Source organism: Paenibacillus flagellatus, from assembly GCF_003217775.1.
GTDB classification, from domain to species: domain Bacteria; phylum Bacillota; class Bacilli; order Paenibacillales; family NBRC-103111; genus Paenibacillus_AB; species Paenibacillus_AB flagellatus.
In genome coordinates this window covers 385,763-406,649 of the sequence record NZ_QJVJ01000008.1, presented here as the reverse complement: position 1 = coordinate 406,649, position 20,887 = coordinate 385,763, and the positions used below count along the sequence as shown (strand labels likewise).

Genomic DNA, 20,887 nt, shown 5'->3' with positions numbered 1-20,887 from the left:
TGTCTTACAAGTTCCATTATAGGGAGGCCCTATTTTCGTTCCTATATGAACATTTGCACTTCTCTTGCCCTTTTTGCACCACATCGTTTGTGACTCACGGCTCGCTGCGGGTCGACCTGCCTTGCTCCCGGAATTCCTGCGGCGTCCACCCCGTCTTTTTCTTGAAAATCCGCGTGAAATAGGCGGGCGATTCAAAGCCGACCTGCTTGGCGATTTCGTGCATTTTCAGGTGGGAGCCGGCAACAAGCTCTTTCGCTTTTTTCAGCCGGACGTCGGCGATATAGTCGGACAAATTCAAACCGGTAATTTGCTTGTACAATCTCGACATGTAGTACGGATTCAGATAGACGATTTCCGACAAGGTCGTGAGCGAAAGATCTTGATCCAAGTGGGCCTCCACGTACCGGTTGATCGCCTCCACCACCTGATGGGTGCGCTCCGCCTTCTCGCTGTCGCGAGCCTCGAACAGCCGCACCGCGGTCTGAATCAAGTACTCGAACGCCTCCCTTCTCGTGGCGTGCAGCTCGTAGCGGGACAGCTTGTCCAATGGAACGTCGGGAAGCTCGTCCCGCCCGCCTCCCCACCGGTTCACTTGGGAAAGCAGGTGGGACGCGATCGCGTAGTACACTTCCAGGAAAAACCCCGTATCGTCGTACAAGTCGTCCATCAGCCCGGCAATTTCGTACATCCGTTTCATAAATTCTTCCTTGTCGCCGCTCTCGATATAACCGTCCGAGCCCGTCAACCGTCTCGCCAAATTCCGGATCGATTGCTTGCGGCCTTCTCCCTCCTCGAGCGCCACGTCCTCCTGCCGCTTGTCCACGATAATCATCGTTTCCCGGCCGATTCCGAGCCCCCGGCCGAGCCCGTTGCGCAGCATGGCGTAGCAGGCCGGAAGGTCGCTCCATTCCGCGGCCGTCTTCCCCGACGCGAACGAGACGGGCACCTCCAGCAGCTGCAGGCTCGTCGCCTGAATCACTTCCAAAACGCCGTGCACGAGCCGGATCGTCACGCTCCAAGCCGAATCGGCGTCGTCCGACCCGTTCCCGGCCTCTTCTCCCGGCTGAATGAGCCAAATAAAGCGGTTCTGATCCGCATTGACGGCGTGAAACGAGCAGGAAGCCAAATGCTCCTTGGCGATATTGTGAATGGCGTACATCATGAGCGCTTTGTCCGACGCCTTCATGATCCGGCTCGGCCAGCCGTCCACCCGCCCGATGACGAGCAGAACCGGCTCCCCGAGCCGCAGCGGAATGTACAAATCCCGCAGCAGCTCGGGCTTCAAGGCGGAGATCGACTTCGTGCCTTCGCAGATCCCGAGCATATATTCTCGCTGCAGCGAAGGGATGGCCAGCTGAATTTGCTCCGCGGCCTTGTCCAGAAACTTCGCGTTCAGCCTCTCGGCGTTCAGCGCTTCGACCGCCTTGGCCACGCTGCGAACGACTTCTTCGTCGCTTTCCGTTTTAAGGATATAATCGATGCTTTTGTTGCGCATCGCCGCTTGCACGTATTCGAAATCGGGATGCCCCGTCAAAAAAATGACTTTGCATGCCGGCCACCGCGCCACGATGTTCTCCTGAAGCTTCAGCCCCGACATGCCCGGCATCCGGATATCGGTCAGCACGATGTCGTATCGCATCGCGTTCAGCTTCTCCAGCGCCTCGTCCCCCGAATAGGCGCGGTTGAGATCCAGATCCAACCGCTCCTCCTCCTGAAGAAGCCGGTATATGCCGTCCACGATAATGGGCTCGTCGTCTACAATTAACAATCGGTACATCTTACATCCGCTCCTCCGCTGGAATGATGATTTCCGCCTTCAGCCCTCCCAAACGGCTGCGGGTCAGACGCAAGCCGGACTGCTCGCCGAACCGAATTTGAATTCTCCGGTGAACGTTCACGAGTCCCGTCGTCTCCATAGGCTGCCGCTTGGAAAGCAGCTGCGCCTGCAATTCGCTCAGCTTCTCGTCCGTGAGATCTTCGCCGTTGTCCTCGACCGAAATCGACAGCTGCGTTTCCTGCCGCTCCAGCGCGACTTCGATCAGCCCGTTGCTTTTTTTGTTCGCCAGCCCGTGGTTATACACGTTTTCGATGATCGGTTGAATAATGAGCCTCGGGATCGTCCGGCTCTTGCATGCCTCCGGAATATCCCCGAAGCGGGCTTCGATCCGGGACGAAAATCGAAACGATTGAATGTCCACGAACGTTTTGGCGAAGTTCCATTCCGTCTCCAGCGTCACTTCTCCCGCGCCGTCGCGCGTAATAAATTGGAAATATTCGCCCAAATAACGGGTGAACCGGGTCACGTTTTCGTAATCCTCGTTCTTGGCGATTCTCGACAGCGTAAAGAAGCTGTTGTATAGAAAATGCGGATTGATCTGGGATTGAAGCTGCCGGAATTCGGAAGCCTGGGCCCGGTATCGCTCCTCGTACACTTCGTGGATCAATACCCGGATGCGCTCTACCATCGCATTGAACTGAAAGTAGAGGTACGAAAACTCGTCCTTGAACCGGTAACGGACCGTCTGGTTGAAATCCCCGTGCTCTACGGCCCGGAACGCCCGCACGAGCGTTCGGAGCGGACGATGAATCAACCGGTAGATGACGTAAGAGAAAAAAGCGATGATGATCGCCGAAATGCCGGACAGCAGCCAAAACCAGACCCGATGCTTATCGAGCGGCGCCATGACGCTGTTCTCGGGCAAATAGGCGACCAGCGCGGCCCCGAGCACGGGCGAATGCTCGAAGCTGATGAAGTAGCTTTCATTGCCGATTTCGGCCGACTCGACGCCTTGCGACAATCCGGCCGACAGCTTGCCCTTCACCCAATCCGTCAAAGCCCGATCCTTGCTCCGGTCGTCGCTGCCGGAAATGCTCCATCGCAGATCGGTATCGACCAGCAGCGAACCGCCCATCTTGTTTTCGAGCATCTGCCGCAGCACTTGTTCGATCTCCTTCCGGTCGATTTCGATGTCGACCAGAAAGGCCGGCTTCCGGTCCGTTAAAGCGTATTCAGGATAAGGATACGTAATAAACATGCGGTTGCGCCAAGTGATGAAAGGGGAGTTGTAGGGATTGGGCGAGACGGACAAAGCCTCGAATTCCTCCATCGGAATCCGATCGACCGTATTGTTGGCGGAAATCGTACGATCCATCATCGAAATGTGAATGCTGGCGTTCGCGATATAGCTGCTGGACGCTTTCAGCAGGAGAAGCTGCTTCTGAAGACGCAGCATCGCTCTCGTCTTCTCGAAGTCGGGCATGACCTGGGCGGCGACGCTCAGCTTGCCGATGTCGTCGTCCGCTATATATTCCCGGCCGAGCTTGGCGATTTTGCTAATATCCAGCTCGAGAAGTCCCAAATAAAAATGAACTTTGGCCAGCATCGAATTCGATATTTCGCTTTTGACCGCAGTCTCGCCCGAGCTGTTCAGCAGAAGACTTACCGTATACAAAGGTGCCACGATAATGAAAAGCGTAAACACGAGACGCAAGTAAATGTTCAACTTCGGACGCTTGAACCGTTTCATGGATGATGTTCCTCGCTTTCCACCGCAAAATTCACGATGATTGTACCATCCCCGTCACGGCGGGGGGAAGGACGTAACGTTCCGGTCGGCCCGAAAAGACGAAATCGGTATAAATCGGGCAACAAAAATCGAAATATTACTATTTTGGTCGATCCGCCGCGGGGCATAAAATGAAGGCGCAATCCAATATGAAGCAAAGGAGGAAGGGTTGATGAAAAGAAGCATATCGGCGATTGCGCTCGCCGCCGCGCTGCTTATGCCGCAGTCGGCCGGCGCGGACTCCAACGCGTGGGTGGCCGTCACGGACGGGGTCAGCGACAAAATTAAAGTGTACGACCCCGTCGTCTACAACTGGAACACCTTGCCCGCACAACGATGGGAATGGAAGCCGAACGCCGCGGCCGGCTACAGCTCGGCGGAAATCGCCGCGTGGGACGGAGCGGCCGACGTCAAGCTGAGAGACAGCGGCTTCTGGGGCGGCCAAGTGATGGCGACGGTCAGCGGGGCCGGGCTCGCCACGGTCGCGGCCTATCCGGGCGGCAAAGAGCTGTGGTCCGTCGTGCAGGGCGGAACGGGTACCGTCAACTTGCATTCCATCGAAGTGCTGCCCACCGGCGACGTCGCAACGGTCGGATCCGTCGAGGGCAAGGTGCGCCTGTACGGTGTATCGCACGGCATCGCGACCCCGATCACGTACGATCTGCCCGACGCCCACGGCGTCCATTGGGACGATACCCGCGACGTTCTTTGGGCCGTCGGTAAATTCACGCTCGTCGGACTGCACGTGAACTACGTAAACGGCGTCCCGGAATTCAGCGAATTCCGAAAGGTCCCCATTCCGCTCACGAACGGGGAGATCCCTTACGGGCACGACGTCTGGCCCGTATACGGCAATACCGACCGGCTGTGGATTGCGGTCAATTGGCGCGTGTGGCAGTACGACATCGCCCAAAACAGCTGGGACGACTCCTATGTCGGGGCAAGCGTCCTGCACGATTCCGGCCAAATGGTGAAATCGGTCGGCAACGTCCCGAGCGGCCAAATCGTCTATACGTTCCCGAAGACGGGCTGGGTGACCGATACGGTGAGCTTTACGAATCCGACGGCGACCCGGCCCGTAACCGGAGCGCAAATCTATAAGGCGCGCCCGTGGATTCCGGGCTATGACGGCACTTCCGGTACGGCTCAGGACAATTTGGCGCTGAAGTCTTCCCCCTCCTCCTCGAGCACCTACGAATCGTCCACGTGGGGAAGGGCGAAAGCCGTAGACGGACAGTCCGGCTCGGTTGCGGGCTCTTACGGCTTTTCCAGCGGTGTCGGGAAGACGACCAACCATACCGAATGGTTCGCGACCGGCTTCACGAGTCCGCAAGCGTTCAACACGGTCGTCATTTACCCGAGGAGCGATAGCGGCTATGTGGGTGCAGGGTTCCCGATCGACTTTAAAATCCAGGTGTGGAACGGCTCTGCTTGGCTGGACCGGGTAACCGTGACCGGTTATCCCCAGCCCGGCAACGCGCCCCAGACGTTTTCGCTCGGCACGACGGACTGGTCGACGGCGATCCGAATTTATGCCACCAAAATCCCCAAGGTCGGTCCGACCGATTATTTGATGCAGTTCGCCGAGGTCGAGGTGCTGAATCAATAACGAACGGCCGATAACCATGAACCCAGATGGAGGGCTCGCTATGCAAAAAATGTTGCGTGTAACGGCCGTTGCCTTTACGATCCTGTTGGCCGGCGTTCTGTACGGGTTCCATTCGGACCCGAAAACCGAGGCCGCCGCCCCGCCCTGCTGTCTCATCGCCATCACGAATCAAGCGAACAACACGATCGAAGCGTACGATCCGGCATCCCCGGACTGGGACGGCGTCGATGCGCGCGTATGGTCCTGGAAGCCGAGTACGGCTCTCGGCTATACGTCCCGAGAGGTCGGCTTGTGGAACGGTCCTTCGGAAGCGAAGCTGAAAGGACGCGTGCTGGTCGCAACGGCCGGACAATTGGCCACCATCGCTTCGTACCCGACCGGTACGCGGATCTGGGCGGCGGACGTAGGCATCGGGAGCAATCCCCACTCCGCGGAGCTTCTTCCGAACGGCAACATCGCCGTTGCCGCCAGCGACGGCAAATGGGTGCGCGTCTACGCGTCCTCGCAAGGTCCCGATGCCGTTGCGTACGGCGAGTTCAAGCTCGACTTCGCCCATGCGACCCACTGGGACGAGGAGAACGAGCTGCTGTGGGTCATCGGGCACGATGCCGACGCGAAGCAGCATATATTGACGGCGCTCCGCGTGGGCGGAACGGATGCGAGCCCGACCTTGACGGAGGAACCCGGCCGCAGAGCCATTTTGCCCAGCCCGTGGGGCCACGATGTCGCCGCCTATGACGGCGACGCCAACAAGCTGTGGGTCAGCACGAACGCCGAGGTGTACGTGTACGACATCGCCGCGAAGACGTTTACGCCCGCGCCGGGCGGAGCGAACCGTTCGTTCGTCAAGTCCGTGGGCCAATTGCCTTCGGGTCCAATCGTGGAGACGAGACCGGACAACCTCAAGACGCCGCCGGGCAACTGCAAATTAAACGGCTGGTGCACCGATACCGTCGACCTGTTCTCGCCCGACGCGACGCGAACGGCGACCGGCTCGGCCATCTATAAAGCCCGCATCTGGGACGGCCGGTCGGACATGCGCGCGGCCTTCCTGAACCGGTTGACCGTCTCGGAGAGCTTCTATGCGGGGAGCGCGGGCGCAGCCGGGGGAGGAGCGAAGATCCCCGACGATTACTTCGTGAACGTCGACAACCCGCAGGACCCGATCGCGCTCTCCCGCTTTCTCGATCCGGCGACCGGAAGAAGCTACTTGTCTGTCGTCAATCTTTCCCTTGCCCGGGCGCAAACGGCCGTCCTCCAATTCGACGCCGACCGCCGCATCGATCCGGTCACGGAAGTGTCGAAGGAAACGGGCACGGAGATCGCAGCCGATTACGATGCCGGGTCGGCCAGGCTGACAAGCGCCTTGCAGCCGGGAGAATCGAGGCTGTATGCGCTGCCGTCCGATTTCCGCTATCAGCTGCCGCAGCAGCTTCCCTCGGAGCCGCCGATCATCGGGCCGTATACGAACCTGGCCCTGCATAAAACGGTTACCGCCTCCAGCGATTACGGCCGCTCCGGCTGGTACGCCCGTGCGGCGACCGACGGGCTGCGTACGTCGACCTCCAGCTCGATGGGCTGGACCAGCTACAACGATATCAAGAACAATCATACGGAATGGATCCAAGTCGACTTGGGCGCCGTCTACACGGTCAATACGGTCGATCTGTATCCGCGGGCGGACGGCAAAAACACCGGATTGGGGTACCCGACCGATTTCACGATCCAAGTGTCCGAGGACAACGTCCGCTGGTCGGTTGCGGTTGTCGGACACCAGGCGTCCAAGCCCGGCGGCATGCTGGAATACGTATTTCCCGCAGCGTCGGCGCGTTATGTGAAGGTTGTCGGCACGAACTTGACCGGCGACCCGTTCGGCAACTATCATATGCAGTTCGCCGAGATCGAAGTGTATTCGCGTACGAGTCCGTTGTCGATCGGGCTGAAGCCTTCCAGACTGCTGGTCGGCAAAACGGGGACGTTGACGGTCGTCGGCTGGACCCGCGACGGGCAAATCGACCCGTTGAACGGAGCTCAAATCCGCTTCGCCAGCCAAAATCCCGCCATCGCGACCGTCGATGAGAACGGCGTCGTGACCGCTCATGCGGAGGGAACGGCCGTTATAACCGTCTCCGTGACGAAAAGCGACGGGACCGTCGAGAGCGGCGAATGCGCCATCGTGGCCGAACGCCTCCCTTCCCCATGGAACGCCGATTTTTACGGGCATGCGCAAGGGGTGATCTCGGCGACGGAGAACGGATTTGACCTGCGGGCGAACGGCACGGGCTTCGGATCGGCCGGCGACGATCTCGTCTACTTGTACCGGGACGTCGGTGCCGCCAACCCGATCGCCGTCACGAGCGTCGTCCAATCGGTTTACAAAACCTCGACCGGCCATAACGGCCGTGCCGGAATCATGTTCCGCGAGGGCGGCGAAGCGGATCCGTACGGGCCGTCGGTCTCCTTGACGGTCAATCCGCAAGGACGCATCGTCATGACGGGCCGAACGAAGGACGGCGCGATTCAAGAGATCAAGGGGGATTACACCGTATTCCCCGTCCGCTTGAAGCTGGAGAAAACCGGAAACCGGTTTGTCGGGTTTTACAAGAAAGACGGAGAGTGGGTGCCGTTCAACGGCAATCCCGGACATTCGGGCATAAGCGTCAATATGGACAAATCGCTTCGGGCGGGGGTAGCGGTGTTCTCGGAGGATGCCGGGCACGATACGAAAACGACCGTATCGGACATTCGCTTCGAATCGAAACGAGGCTTGCCTTAACGGTCAGGGCCGGCGGATCGACTCCGCCGGCCCTGCCGCGTTAAAGTCGGCCGCAGGCTGTCGACAACCGGTGCGCTTTCGCTTCATCCGCGTCAATCGACTCCCTCGCTTATAGCGTTACGTGCCGAATCTTCATCAATTCGCCGACTTTCTCGAACAGGGAGGCGTTATGTCCGACCGTCATGGCGCAATGGTGGGTTGGCGCTTCGGCGAACCATTTGTCCATGTAATCGTCGGGGTGAAGGCGAAACTTGACCGGCGTCTGCGTATTGCCGATTCGCATAATCGGACCGTCCGTGGAGCGGCCTTCGCTTATGATGAGCTTCAGCCTGCCGTCGCCCGTCTGCGTCACGTTGAGCGTCGTAATCGGGCCCGGCTTCACTTTCGCTTCGACGGACACGCCCGTTCCCTGCTTTCCGTGATAAAGCCCCATGCCGCGCAAAATCGGCTTGCCTTCGGATATGGCGATATGGAACGGTCCGTCGTGTCCGAGCAAAATCGTCTCGTCCTCGTAATCGACCGCGACGATTTCGGAGAAGCTTCCTCCCGCGCCGGCGATGTCGCCTATTTTCATGGCAACGGCCGTTTTCAAATCCCCCTCGCCCGAGCATGGAATACCGCCGGCGGTTAGCAACGAATGTCCGACGATAAACCCGCTTTGCAGCTTCTCGTAAGCTCCGCCGGGCGCACCGTGGTAATAATAAGTCAGCGCGTCGAGATCGTACTCCCGCACCAGCTTTTCCTGCGCGGCCGCCACTTTGGCCGACCACTCCATCTGCTCCTCGGTCGGCTTCCTGGCGATCGGGTCGGAGGGCGAATCGCCGCTGATCCGGAACATGGCATGGATGTGCGCCAGCTTCTCCCTCACCTCTGCCGGCGTAACGTCCTTGACGAGACGATCGAGATCGCACATTTCCAGCACGACGACGTGCAGCCCCGTCTGCGCCTGCACCATCGTAAAATCGCTGTACAGATCCAGCATGCCGCCGTACGTGTTGCCCAGAAAGCCGAACCGGCTTTGCCGCAAGGTGCGCATCACTCCGGCCGCCCTCAGCCATTCCTCGATCCGCTTCCATGCGCGCACAGCCTCGATCCTCTCGTGGGTCGTCTCGTCGGTCAGCGAAATATCGGGGGTGTAGTCCAGCCCGAGCAAGCCGTTCACGACGCGAAAGGAAAGTCCGGCCCGCTCGAACGCGTTCGAGAACTCGGGTACCGGACAAGCGCCGCAGTGGGCGAGCCATTCGCCCGTCGTCGACTGCTCGTAATTCATCCGCGCCGTCGGCTGAAGGTTCAAGAAAACGGCGGGCGCTTGGCACCTCTGATGGACCTGCAGTACGGTCGAGCTTGTCGTATAGGTCGCGGCATGGCAAAATACGATGTCCACCTGCTGCGCGTTCAGCCATTCCCCCGCCTCGCGCCCCGTGTCCTCCGCGTCCACCAAGCCGAAATTATACACCTCGGCCCATTCCGACATCCGCTTCTGGATGAACGCATTGTACTGCAGCAGCCTCTCCCGCAGTCCGGGAAATTGCTCCCAATAGGCGCGCAAGCCAACGGAGTAAAGTCCCGCCCGCGGCTTCTTGCTCGGTTTGATCGGATTCGGCATCGACATGAACAGCCCCCCCTTTACAATGGAAATAGCAGATTTGTATCCTATTATAGAGAGCGCTGTATGGATGAACATCCATCAATATTGGTGAATAATAACACAATCTTGGGGAGATGCTCGCATGGCAAACGTCAAAGAACGATACGCTCCGGCTTGGACGGACGATTCGAAGCGGCTTGTAAGCGCTCCGTCTCCTTTTGCGAAGCAATCGTTGTTTTATGTCCAGGAAATCGGCCACTTCCGCACCTTGCCCGCCTATTTTACGGAACGGGAACGGCTCGACTCTTATTTGATCGTCTTTACGCTCGACGGACAGGGAAGCTTGACGTATCGGGGCGATGCTTATTCCGTATCCGCGGGGCAATGGTTTTGGATCGATTGTATGGACTACCATCATTATCGCACGCACGCCGACCGTCTCTGGGAGCTGCTGTGGGTTCATTTCAACGGGCCCTCCGCGAAGGGATACTACGATTGTTTTGCGGAGGAAGGCCGGTGATTGCGCCGCGGAGGCACAGCCGCGTCCCGCAGCTTATTCGGCAGCTGATCGAGCTGCAGGGACAAAGCGGCAGGATGAAGGAGCTCCTCTGCTCCCAACGGCTGGTCGATCTGCTGACGGAATGCCTGCTCGACCGGCAACTCGCCGAGAGCGGATTCGGAGAGCCTCCCGGCTTCGTCGAAGGCGTCGTTCGGGACATCGCGCTGCGCTATCAAGAGAAGCTGACGCTCGACGATTTGGCCGCCAAGCAATCGGTGAGCAAATATCATATGGCCAAGGAGTTCAAAAAGCACACCGGCTTTTCGCCGAACGAGTACCTCATTCATACCCGGATCACGAAGGCGATCGAATTGTTGAAGTATTCCGACCGCTCCGTAGCCGGCGTTGCGGCCGAAGTCGGCATCGAAAACGTCAGCCATTTCATTCGGCTTTTCAAGGAACGCACGGGACAGACGCCGCTCGTCTATCGCCGCAAATGGCAGCGGCCGGAGGAATAAGGGCGGGAGGGCCGGAGGAACGGCAAAAAGCGGCGTCCGTCGGGAACGCCGCTTTCACGATCGTTTCGCTTCTACGTGGAGCGATCCGCTCGCCGTTCCATTCGAGGTCGAGTCCCGATCGATGGCCCGCCCTGGCTCACGCTACGCCCGCAGCACGATCTCCACGTCGACCGGCCCTTCCGCATCGCCGCAGTCCATCGTATAGACGCCGGCCCGACCGCTGTCGGCCGTCATGCCGACCGGCCGGCCGTTCGAGAGCGCCCTTGCCGGCTCCCGCTCCGATACGAAGGCGAACAGCCCGCCCTCCTTCAACCGGACGAAGACGCGGTCGGCTTCCCGGCGGATGCGCTCCACGCCGTGGGCCGGCACCAGCTTGCCGATCAAGCCGATCGGCTCGAGCTCGTGACGCAGCGGGACGAGGCTGTACAGCGCCGTTCCCTTCGGTTCGAGCTGGACCGGGAGCCGTTCGCCCGGAGCAAGCTTCGTCGCTTCGCCCGCGAAATAGTTCCAGACAAGCACCGTCTCCGTCTCGAGCCCCGGAATGTCGGCCGCGGATACCGTTCCTTCCGCCGCTTGATCGCCGTCGTACACATGGAACAGCGCCAGCACGCCGGTTCCGTTCGACCGGCTCCATACTTTGAGCGGAATCGGCTCCGCCGAAGGATCGACCGTCAAGCAGTCCGCACCCGGGCGTCCCGGCTCGTCGCAGCGGACGATCGAACCGTCGCGGTAGACGATCGGCCATAGGTTGGACGGATCGGTGCCCCCCATTTTGTCGCTGACGTAGACCGGGCCCCCGCTGACCGCGCGCAGCACCATGTTCGAACGGCCCTCGTGATGATCGGTCCAATACATGTCCCAATCGCCCCAATAAAAGGCGCCGTGGTAAAACGAGTTGTACGCGTTTTGCAGCGCGTGCTCGCGGAAGCCGTGCGGCTCGTTCGGCACGAAGTCGTCGCTGTTGCGGGAAAGCGACGACGCCGGCCGGTTCCATACGTTTTCGCCCGCCATCCCCATGCAGTTGATGACGCAGCCGTCGAACCGGAGAGCGACCGACGCCTCGAGCGACGTGTGCATCGCCTTGGCCGCGGCTCCGATCGCCTTCTGGTCGCGCAGGAAGTTGAGCACCGCGCTTTGGCTGTCCACCTTGACGAAGTCGACGCCTTGCCGGCGCAAATAATCGTGCCAGGCGTTCCAGAAGCCGAAGCCGACCGCCGCGTCCGGCGCCGGGATCCACGCTCCGCCGTTCGCTTCGTGCAGCGACCCGCGCACTTGGGCGAACAGCTCGCCCGTCGGATCGATGCCGCCCCAATACCCCGCGATCGTATGCCAGACGCCGACGTGCCGGACGCCGTACCGCTCCTTCAACGAACGGACGGACGCGCCCAGGCCGTTCGGGAACTTGGAAGGCTCCGCATCGAACGAACGCAGCTTGCGGTCCTTGACGTCCGACCAGCCGTCGTCGATCATAACCCAGCGGATCGGCAGCCCCATGCCGTGCAGCTCCGCCAGCTTGGCGTCGAGCCCTTCCGCGCTGACGTCATGGTAGAAGGCGTCCCAGCTGCACCAGCCGAGCCCGTCCAGCATGGCGGGATACGCCTTGTCGGCACGCGGCCGGACTGTGACGCGGCCCGTCTCGCCGGCGAGCCGGAGGCCGCGCTCCGGCAATTCGAACGGCGATTCGTCCGCCGTCAGGACGAGCGCCAGCGTCTCGTAACGGCCGAAGCCGCCTTGATAGGCGGAGAGGCGGACGTTGAGCCCCGGCTCGCCGCCCTCCAGATCGGCCCGCAGCCGCTCGCCGGTCACCGGGAGCAGGTGGCCGTACGTCCGCTCCGTACGCCAGAGCAGCGACAGCGTCTTCCCCGGCAGCGTGCGAAGGTCCGGCCGGAAGTACGGGCGCGTCCACCAGTCCTTGTGCTGGTAGTTCGCCATCAACCCGGTCAGTCCCGGCAAGGCGGCGAACCGCACGACGATGCCGTCCGTCGGGGCGAACGTCCGCTGGCGTCCGAACGGAGACGCGTTGTCGACCGTTCCGTCGACGTACATCAGGACGCCCTGTTCCCGCACGTCGAACCGGACGTCGACGCGAATGTTCCCTTCCTCGTCGGCGAAACGGAGCGCATCCCCGTCCCCGTTCCTGGCCCCCTCCTCCGTCCGGATCAGCCGGATTTCGTCCTCGTCGCGGAGACGGACGAACACGTCAAGCCCTTCCACCGCCGCATGCCCGTCGTATTGAATCGAGAAGCTCCCGTTCGATGCGTTCAATCGAAACATGATGTCCTCCTTGTCAAGGTTATCGCCGCATGTCGACGTCTTCTTCCGCATACCAAGCCCGCACCGCCTCCTCGTAGGAGGCGAAGGCGCCGTGCGAGACGGCGGCGTGCAGGGCGGCGCCGTAGGCCGCTTCTTCTTCGCGCGGGGCGATCCGGAGCGGCAGGCCGAACGCCTCCGATACCGACCGCCGAAGCCCCGGATTGCCGCGAAGGCCGTTGCCGGCTCCGACGAGGGAGGCGCTTCCGCGCTTCACGTCCTCGGGAAACCGGTCGTAATACGCGAGCAGCTCGCGCGCCATGCCCTCCAAAAACCCGCGGACCAGATGCGACGCCGTGAAATTGCGCTCGGTCAACAGGTCGATCGCGCCCGTAAGTCCCGGCTCCTCGCGCGTGCCGAGCAGCGTCGTCCGGATGAGCGGCGGCGCTTCCGTTCCGGTTCCGCGGCGGCCGCCCGCATCCCGCTCCGCCAGCCGGTTCATCGCTTCGTACAGGTCGCCGGACGGCTCGGCGCCGGTCATCTCGCGCACGACGTCGCGGAAAAACGATTCCAGCAGCGCGTACGCTTTGCCCCCGTTAATCGAGGCGCCGACCCACAGGTAGCCGCCGCCGGGAAACGGGCGCAGCTCCAGCCCTTCGGCACGGCCGTACGTTCCGGCGTAAGCGGACACTTGCGAACCGGTGCCGACGTTGACGAGCACGGAGCGACTGACGGAATGGACCGCGCCGAGGAAGCTCGCCTGATTATCGCCTATGGCGTTGTAGACCGGGATGCCGTCCTCGGTCCGCCCGACCGGCGCGTTCGACGGCACGACCGCCGGCAGCGCCCCGGGCGGTGCACCGGCCGACTCCGCCGCGGCCGGATCGAAGCGGCCGCGCTCGAGGTCGAAGCCGCCGAGGCTGGCCGCGTTCGTCGCGTCGATGATCGGCTCGGTGCGGCCGGCAAGGCGCATCGCGACGTAGTCGCCGATCGTGCACATCGTGCAAGGCTCGTCGGGAAGGGCGCCGTTCGCCGCATTCCACGCGTGGGTGACGAGACCGTAGCCCGCGGCGAGCCGGGAGGACGTCGCCTCCGACAGCCACTCCGCATAAGTCCGGCCGCCGCCTCCGCTACGGCTGGCCGCAGCGTTTCCGGCCGGGAACCGCTGCCGGTCGCCGCGGCGGTCCTGCCACGTATAGAGAGGGCTCGCATGCCGCCCGCCCCGGTTCACGTAAACGATGCCATGCATTTGGCCGGTTCCCCCGACGCCGGCGATTGCCGGCCGGTACGCCCCGATGTCGCGAAGGACGTCCTCGACCGTCCGCCAAATCCGCTCGGGATCCTGCAGCCGCTCATCTTCCCGCGTTCCCGGAATCCAGGAGCGGTTCGGCCTGGAGGCGGCGTACGCCTCGACGCCCGTAGCGGCGTCCGTCAGCACGATGCTGACGGAGGTGGTTCCGATATCCAGTCCCGCCCATAACATAAGCGTTCCCCCAATCCGTCGACTTACCCGCCGTCCTCTCTCTCCTACGTTACAGCAAACTGGCCCGTTCGTAAATCGGTTTTTGACGTTTTTATCGATAGAATCTACAAAATCCGTCAAAAAATAATAATTATTTTGTTGCATTATGAGGCGTTGTAACAAAAAAACCCGAAACGCTTCTCGCGTCTCGGGTTCCTCATTTATCGGCCAACGGCCGTCCCTTTACTTCAGCTCGACGACGGTGACTCCCGCGCCGCCTTCGCCGTAATTGCCGAGTCGGAAGCTCTTCACGTGCTTGTGGCGGCGGAAATAGTCCTGCAAGCCGGCGCGCAGAACGCCGGTTCCTTTGCCGTGGATGATGTACACCTGCCCGAAGCCGTTCAGGAAGCTCTCGTCCAAAAACCGGTCCGTCTCGATAATCGCTTCCTCCAAATTGCTGCCGCGCAAATCGAGCTCGGTCCGGACGTTCTCGTCCCGGCTCCGCTTCACGCTGGCGGCGGCTGCCGGCTGTACCGGCTTGGCGGGCGCGGACTTGATCAGCTCGACGTCGGACTTGTTCACCTTCATCTTCATGATGCCGAGCTGCACCGTCAGCTCGCCGCCGCTCCCCGCCTCCACGACGTGCCCCTTTTGTCCGAGCGACACGACGCGCACCTCGTCGCCGACCTCGACCGCGTCCGGCTTCTTCTTCGCCTTCGGCACGTCGCGCTTGTCCCGCAGCTCGGGCACCGCCTGATCGAGCCGGCGCTTCGCCTCGATCAGCTTATGCTCCTTGACGGCGCCGCGCTCCTCGAGCGCCAGCCGCCGCAGCTCGCGGATCACCTCGTCGGCCTCCTGGCGCGCCTTCGCCACCGCTTCCCGCGCCTCGCTCTCGGCTTTCGCCATCAGCTTGTCGCGCTGCTCGCGGAGCTTCTCGCGCTCGTCCTCGAGCTGGGCGCGCAGCCGCTCGACCTCCGCCCGCAGCTTCTCCGCGCTCAACCGTTCGGCTTCGGCCGCCGCCCGGTTCGTCTCGAGCGAGGCGATCATCGACTCGACGCGGCGGTCGTCCTCGTCGACGTGCCCGCGCGCCATCTCGAGAATCGGCCGGGGCAGGCCGAGCCGTTCGGCGATCGCGAACGCGTTGCTTCGCCCCGGCACGCCGACGAGCAGCCGGTACGTCGGGCTCAGCGTCTGCACGTTGAACTCCATGCTCGCGTTGATGACGCCCTTCCGCTCGAAGGCGTACGCCTTCAGCTCGCTGTAGTGGGTCGTCGCCACGACGCGGCTGCCGATCCGGTGAATGTACTCCAAGATCGCGATGGCGAGCGCGGAGCCTTCCGACGGATCGGTGCCGGCGCCGAGCTCGTCGAGCAGGACGAGACTTTTCGGAGTCATTCCTTTCAGAATGGAAATAATATTGGTCAAATGGCTGGAAAACGTACTCAAGTTTTGCTCGATGCTCTGCTCGTCGCCGATGTCGGCGTAAATGGCGTCGAACACGCACAGCTGGCTGCCGTCCTCGGCCGGGATGAACAGGCCGGACATCGCCATCAGGCTGAGCAGCCCGATCGTCTTGAGCGACACCGTCTTGCCGCCCGTGTTCGGTCCCGTGACGATAATCGTCGCGAACTGGTTGCCCAGCTCCACGTCGAGCGGCACGACCGCCTCGCGGCTCAGTAGCGGATGGCGGCCTTTCTTGATCTTCAGAAAGCCGCGGTCGTTCATGATCGGCAGCGTCGCCTTCTGCTCGCGGGCAAGCCCCGCTTTAGCGAAAATGAAATCGAGCTCGCCCAGCGCCTCGACGGAAACGGCGAGCTCGTCGGCGGCTTCGGCGACGTAGCCGGTGAGCATGATCAAAATTTTCTCGATCTCCCGCTCTTCCTTCAGCTTCAGCTCGCGAAGCTTGTTGTTGAGCGTCACGACCGCCTCCGGCTCGATGAACAGCGTCGCCCCCGATGCAGATTGGTCGTGGACCATGCCGCCGAAGCTGGCGCGGTACTCCTGCTTGACCGGGATGACGTACCGGTCGCCGCGAATCGTGATGAGGGCGTCCTGCAGCATTTTTTGAATCGACGGCGTGCGGATCATCTGTTCGAGCTTCTCTCTCGCCCGCGATTCGCTCGTCCGCAGCTCGTGCCGGATGCGGCTCAGCTCGGGACTGGCGCTGTCCAGAATGTCCGCCTGATCATCGACGCACGATTTGATCTTTTCTTCGACGATGCGGTTCTCGCTGACCGGCTCCGCCGTCTCGGCGAGCGACGGAATCGGCTCGCTCTCGTGAAGCGCCAGCAAAAACCGCTTCAGCTTGCGTCCGCCGGCGATCGTGTTGGCGATGTCGAGCAGCTCGGCCGCGTTCAGCGTGCCGCCGATGCGCGCCCGGTGCAGAGCCGCCCGGATGTCGCGAATGCCGCCGAACGGCGCCCCGCCCTTCAGCCGGTCCACCTTGACGGCCTCGTCCGTCGCCCGAAGCAGCCGTTTCACTTCCTCGAAGTCGGGACTCGGCTGCAGCGCCTCGATGCGCGCTTTCCCGAGCGAGGTGGCGGCGTGTTCGGCGAGGCGGTTGCGGACTTTATCGTATTCAAGCGTATGCAGTACTTTCGGGTTCAAAACGGGGTCAAACTCCTTCCATCCGCAGCAAACGGAATCTATATCGACACGTATCGGAACTTGCGGCGTTTGCCTTCTATTATATCCGAACCCCGGGGGATTAGCTAATGAAGGAACGATTAAACCGGAATTCCCCTGACGGTTCGACAGGCCATATATTGGTTACATAGGTTTCGGCTTCGTGGAAAAAATAAGGGGTGCACCGATACTGTCGCCCATACGACCGGAATGCAGCGATGACGTTCCCGCGAACCGCCGGGTTCGCGACCATACCAAAGGAGGTAGCGTACAGTGCGATTTCTTGGACATGTGATCCGCTTTATCGTGTCGGCCCTCGTGCTGATGTTCGTCGGCTGGGTCGTACCGAATTTCGCCGTGGGGGGCTTCTGGAGCGCGTTGTTCCTGGCCTTGGTGATCGCCCTGCTAGGTTGGATCGTGGAAGGGATTTTCGGCAAACGAATTACTCCGTTCGGTCGCGGCATCGTCGGCTTCTTGGCGAGCGCGGCGGTCATCTGGTTGGCCCAATTCGTCGTTGGCGGCGTATATGTAACGGTAGTCGGTGCAATTTTGGCGGCGCTTGTTATCGGGATTATCGACTTGTTCATACCGGTCAGCACCCCGTTCGATGCGGGGCGCAGCCGGGAAGAAGCCCGTTAACGAACCGATCGAGCGCAGCGCCGGGGACGGTCCGCTTGAAGCGGTCCGTCCTTTTGGCGTCCGCCCGCTTTCCGAAAACCGCCATCGCTTGTTCACCAAGGTTCACCGGTCTGTCACTGACTTTCCCGCCTCCGTTCGCTATAATGGACTCGTTACCACATTACGAACGAGGTATGGAGGGGTTCTTATGAAAAAAACGTTGCTGTATGTGCTCGCGCTTGTCGCCGTACTGGCCGTCATTTCCGCTTGCGGCAAAAAAGAAGAATCGAGCGCTCCCGCGGCGACCGGACCGGTTAGCGGCGAATTGAAAATAACGGCCACCAACTGGCAATTCGACCAAAAAGAATACAAAGTGAAAAAGGGCGACACGATGAAAGTGACGCTCGACAGCAAGGAAGGCGCGCACGCGATCAAAATTAACGGCATTAACGTCGACGTCGGCACGAACAAGTCGAAGGACGTCACGTTCGACAAAGCCGGCACGTACGACATCATTTGCAGCCAGCCTTGCGGCACCGGCCATGCGACGATGAAAGCGAAGCTGATCGTCGAGTAACGTTCGATTCCATAGCGTCATGATACGACAAGCTGGTACCGGCACATCGCCGGTGCCGGCTTGTTTCGTTTTATCGGCCGGGAGTCGACTAGAACATCTCGAACAATACGGTCAAGGCCGCACAAATTTTCATCGGCGCGCTGCCGATTCTGCTCGTATATCCGTTCCTGCAAAAAAATATTTTGTCAAAGGCATGGTCGTTGGCTCGGTGAAAGAGTGGCGGGGGCGCAAATGTAGGAGACGTTTCGGGGAGACGTATCGGGATTGCCGGATTCGCTTCGGCCGGTTATCCCGACGGCCTCCCCGGCAATTATCCTGCTCTATGGCACAACAAAGCTGCCGCCGTTCAGCACGATTTCATTACCCAAACGCATATCTAGGATAAGATTGACAGTAAGAATAGAAACATTGTTGGGCTCTTGTACGTATCACGATCTACCCGACCGGCATTAAACTATACCAGTGTTTCAAGGCTGGCGCCCTGGAATAAATGTAAGTTATTGGTCAGGAGGGTCATGCGTGCCGCTGAAAAAGTTTGTTACCCCACTCGCCATTCCGCCGGTTTTAAAACCTAAGATCTCCGAAAAAAAGTAGTTACTACGAAGTAAGAATGAAACAGATTAAGCAAAAGCTGCATAGGGATCTTCCGCCTACTACGGTATGGGGATATAACGGGAGATATCCGGGACCGACCATCGTCGCCCGCAAAAACAACCGTGTCCGGGTCAAATGGATAAACGCGCTGCCGCTCAAGCATCTATTGCCTATAGACAAAACGATTCCAGGGGCCGGACCTGACGAACCGCAAGTTCGTACTGTTGGTTTAGCCGCAATTTTCGGCGGGTCGGACCGTTGTTCAAACAGAGGGTGTACGAATATCCGAACCGGCAATCTGCAGCCACATTGTTTTATCATGACCATGCGCTCGGAATTACCCGTTTGAATCTGTATGCCGGTCTCGCCGGCGCTTATCTACTGCGTGATGCTCGCGAAGCGTCTTTCCGCTTGCCCAAAGGAAAGTTCGAAATTCCGTTGCTCATTCAGGACAGGTCGTTCAAGAAAAATGGGCAGCTCTTTTATCCGAACAACACTACCCCGCCGGTAAGGGGGGTAAACCCTTCGATCGTCCCGCTTTTCTTCGGAAATACGAATCTGGTTAACGGAACGGTGTGGCCTTATCTTAACGTGGAGCCGAGAAATTACCGGTTCCGCATCATAAACGGAGCCAACGGGCGTTTTTATAAAATGCGGTTGAGCTCCGGTCAATCGTTTATTCAAATCGGGAACGATCAGGGCTTCCTGCGTAAACCGGCGCGGATTAAAGAACTGATACTCGCTCCTGCCGAGCGAGCGGATGTAATCATAGACTTTTCTCGGCACAAGGGCCAGAAAATTGTGCTCACGAACAGTGCGAGGGCGCCGTTTCCGGGAGGAGCAAAGGCTGATCCGAATACAACGGGAAAGATCATGCAATTCCGGGTAGCCCATCGTCTTACTTCCCCGGATAAAAGCAGAATACCCTTCAAATTGAGATCGATCCCTCGGCTATCACCTGCCAAGGCACGCCGGATACGGTACATTGAGCTAAACTCATCCCCCGATCAATATGGAAGGCAGGTTCAGCTGCTAAATGGCAAAGGCTTCGAAGCGCCGGCCACGCAGCGACCGAAGCTAGGGTCCATCGAGGTGTGGAACTTCGTTAATCCGGGTACTAACACGCATCCTATGCACACGCACTTGGTTCATTTCCAAATCCTTAGCCGAAGACCATTCGATGTGAATTACTACAACAAGACGAAAAAAATACGCTACACAGGCCCGGCCATTCCTCCAGCCCCTAACGAACGCGGGAATAAAGACGTTGTTCGCGTTCCCCCGGGATTTGTAACAAAAATTATAGCCAAATTCGTACCGTATACGGGCAATTTCGTTTGGCACAGTCATATTTTAGAGCACGAAGATTACGATATGATGCGGCCGCTTAAGGTTGTTCGCAGCAAAAGAGTCCGTCGCAGAAGTTGATTCGATCGAAAGGTCCGGGCCCCGTTCCGGCCGACTCCTGCTAAAGTCATGCAAGGTGCCTTCCGGAATATTCAATTTCTCGGCGATTCGAGGAACGGTCTTCGATTGTTCCTGAATGTACTTCACCGTCTTCGTCTTGAATTCATCGTTATTACGCTGATTATTTCTTCGTTGCCTCATGGAATTGCTGTTCAGTACCCACAAAAAATCGATTCACCGATTCTTTTTGCATCGTACCGTCTGAAAGCGGCGTTTCTTTCGACTTCATGGCTTGGCCGTGAATCAAATCGAGTCCGATCTCATTACGGTAACCTTGTTTATCGATGTAATAAAACTCCATTTTACCGGCTGTGGGAGCGTTTGAAGTCGTTACGATTCCCGTTTCGGGAACGACGTGCACGTAGCTTTTTCCTTCCACCGCGAGTGCGGGGCTATCTTTTTGATCGTATCGAATCTCGACCCATCCCGTATAACCGTCCGGAATGAAATAAATGTGACTTTTCTGCTTCGCAATCCCGATAGTCCCGATCGCAACAGCGGCAGCCGTAACGAGTACAAACAGGATGAGGTACCTTTTATACGCTGTTTTCATGTTGTTCACCTGCCTTCTTCATGATTATATAATAAAAACGAAGCCCGCTCCGCTTCGGAAACATTTCAGGGCGAAATTACCATTCGGAAGCGAACGGTCGAAAAAACAAACACGTCCAACGGATTGGGCGTATACAAAAAAGCAGCCGGTCGCTTCGGACGGCTGCTCTCGCGTTTTTTTATTCC

The 20,887-nt window shown here is 59.7% G+C and carries 13 protein-coding genes and 2 pseudogenes; 8 read left to right on the top strand and 7 right to left on the bottom strand.

Going from position 1 to position 20,887, the window contains the following annotated elements; translation table 11 throughout:
- Positions 1-94: 94 nt before the first annotated feature.
- Positions 95-1,777, bottom strand: coding sequence for a response regulator transcription factor (locus DLM86_RS19420; RefSeq protein ID WP_110841707.1), 1,683 nt, complete (start codon positions 1,775-1,777; stop codon positions 95-97).
- A gap of 1 nt (position 1,778) precedes the next feature.
- Positions 1,779-3,527, bottom strand: a complete 1,749-nt coding sequence (locus DLM86_RS19415) for a sensor histidine kinase (RefSeq protein WP_110841706.1) — start codon at positions 3,525-3,527, stop codon at positions 1,779-1,781.
- Positions 3,528-3,738: 211 nt separating this feature from the next.
- Between DLM86_RS19415 and DLM86_RS19410 the strand changes: the two genes are divergently transcribed.
- Together DLM86_RS19410 and DLM86_RS19405 are read left to right on the top strand one after the other, a co-directional pair.
- A complete protein-coding gene (locus DLM86_RS19410) occupies positions 3,739-5,175 on the top strand; it encodes a DUF6528 family protein (protein WP_110841705.1) in 1,437 nt (478 codons plus the stop codon).
- 40 nt (positions 5,176-5,215) lie between these two features.
- Entirely contained in the window at positions 5,216-7,951 is a 2,736-nt protein-coding gene (locus tag DLM86_RS19405) for a DUF6528 family protein (RefSeq protein WP_146250255.1), read from the top strand.
- 109 nt (positions 7,952-8,060) lie between these two features.
- Here the strand turns inward: DLM86_RS19405 and DLM86_RS32780 are convergent, their stop codons facing one another.
- A complete protein-coding gene (locus DLM86_RS32780; RefSeq protein ID WP_110841703.1) occupies positions 8,061-9,563 on the bottom strand; it encodes an L-fucose/L-arabinose isomerase family protein in 1,503 nt (500 codons plus the stop codon).
- A 118-nt stretch (positions 9,564-9,681) separates the two neighbouring features.
- Between DLM86_RS32780 and DLM86_RS19395 the strand changes: the two genes are divergently transcribed.
- Positions 9,682-10,059, top strand: a complete 378-nt coding sequence (locus DLM86_RS19395) for an AraC family ligand binding domain-containing protein (RefSeq protein ID WP_110841702.1) — start codon at positions 9,682-9,684, stop codon at positions 10,057-10,059.
- The gene (locus DLM86_RS19390) at positions 10,056-10,556 is read left to right on the top strand and encodes a helix-turn-helix domain-containing protein (RefSeq protein WP_158289571.1); all 501 of its coding nucleotides are present in this window, start codon (positions 10,056-10,058) and stop codon (positions 10,554-10,556) included. Before DLM86_RS19395 ends, DLM86_RS19390 begins: the two co-directional genes overlap by 4 nt.
- 141 nt (positions 10,557-10,697) lie before the next feature.
- Here the strand turns inward: DLM86_RS19390 and DLM86_RS19385 are convergent, their stop codons facing one another.
- From DLM86_RS19385 to DLM86_RS19375, 3 genes are all read right to left on the bottom strand, one after another.
- Complete coding sequence (locus DLM86_RS19385) at positions 10,698-12,830, bottom strand: Sip1-related alpha-galactosidase (protein ID WP_158289570.1); 2,133 nt, start codon at positions 12,828-12,830, stop codon at positions 10,698-10,700.
- Positions 12,831-12,849: 19 nt separating this feature from the next.
- On the bottom strand, positions 12,850-14,289 hold the full coding sequence (locus DLM86_RS19380; RefSeq protein ID WP_158289569.1) for a sedoheptulokinase: 1,440 nt from the start codon (positions 14,287-14,289) through the stop codon (positions 12,850-12,852).
- 222 nt (positions 14,290-14,511) lie between these two features.
- The gene (locus tag DLM86_RS19375) at positions 14,512-16,875 is read right to left on the bottom strand and encodes an endonuclease MutS2 (RefSeq protein ID WP_110841698.1); all 2,364 of its coding nucleotides are present in this window, start codon (positions 16,873-16,875) and stop codon (positions 14,512-14,514) included.
- 291 nt (positions 16,876-17,166) lie between these two features.
- Between DLM86_RS19375 and DLM86_RS19370 the strand changes: the two genes are divergently transcribed.
- The 4 genes and pseudogenes from DLM86_RS19370 (at position 17,167) to DLM86_RS19355 (ending at position 20,110) form a co-directional block, all read left to right on the top strand.
- Positions 17,167-17,532 carry a phage holin family protein gene (locus DLM86_RS19370; RefSeq protein WP_110841697.1) on the top strand — a complete coding sequence of 122 codons (366 nt, stop codon included), beginning with the start codon at positions 17,167-17,169 and terminating at the stop codon, positions 17,530-17,532.
- A gap of 187 nt (positions 17,533-17,719) precedes the next feature.
- A complete protein-coding gene (locus DLM86_RS19365) occupies positions 17,720-18,088 on the top strand; it encodes a plastocyanin/azurin family copper-binding protein (RefSeq protein WP_110841696.1) in 369 nt (122 codons plus the stop codon).
- A 92-nt stretch (positions 18,089-18,180) separates the two neighbouring features.
- Positions 18,181-18,305, top strand: a pseudogene (locus DLM86_RS32775) (carbohydrate ABC transporter permease); the annotation flags it as partial.
- Between the two features lie 302 nt (positions 18,306-18,607).
- Positions 18,608-20,110: pseudogene (locus tag DLM86_RS19355) on the top strand (multicopper oxidase family protein).
- 160 nt (positions 20,111-20,270) lie between these two features.
- Here the strand turns inward: DLM86_RS19355 and DLM86_RS19350 are convergent.
- A complete protein-coding gene (locus tag DLM86_RS19350; protein WP_110841695.1) occupies positions 20,271-20,702 on the bottom strand; it encodes a DUF6843 domain-containing protein in 432 nt (143 codons plus the stop codon).
- Positions 20,703-20,887: the final 185 nt, after the last annotated feature.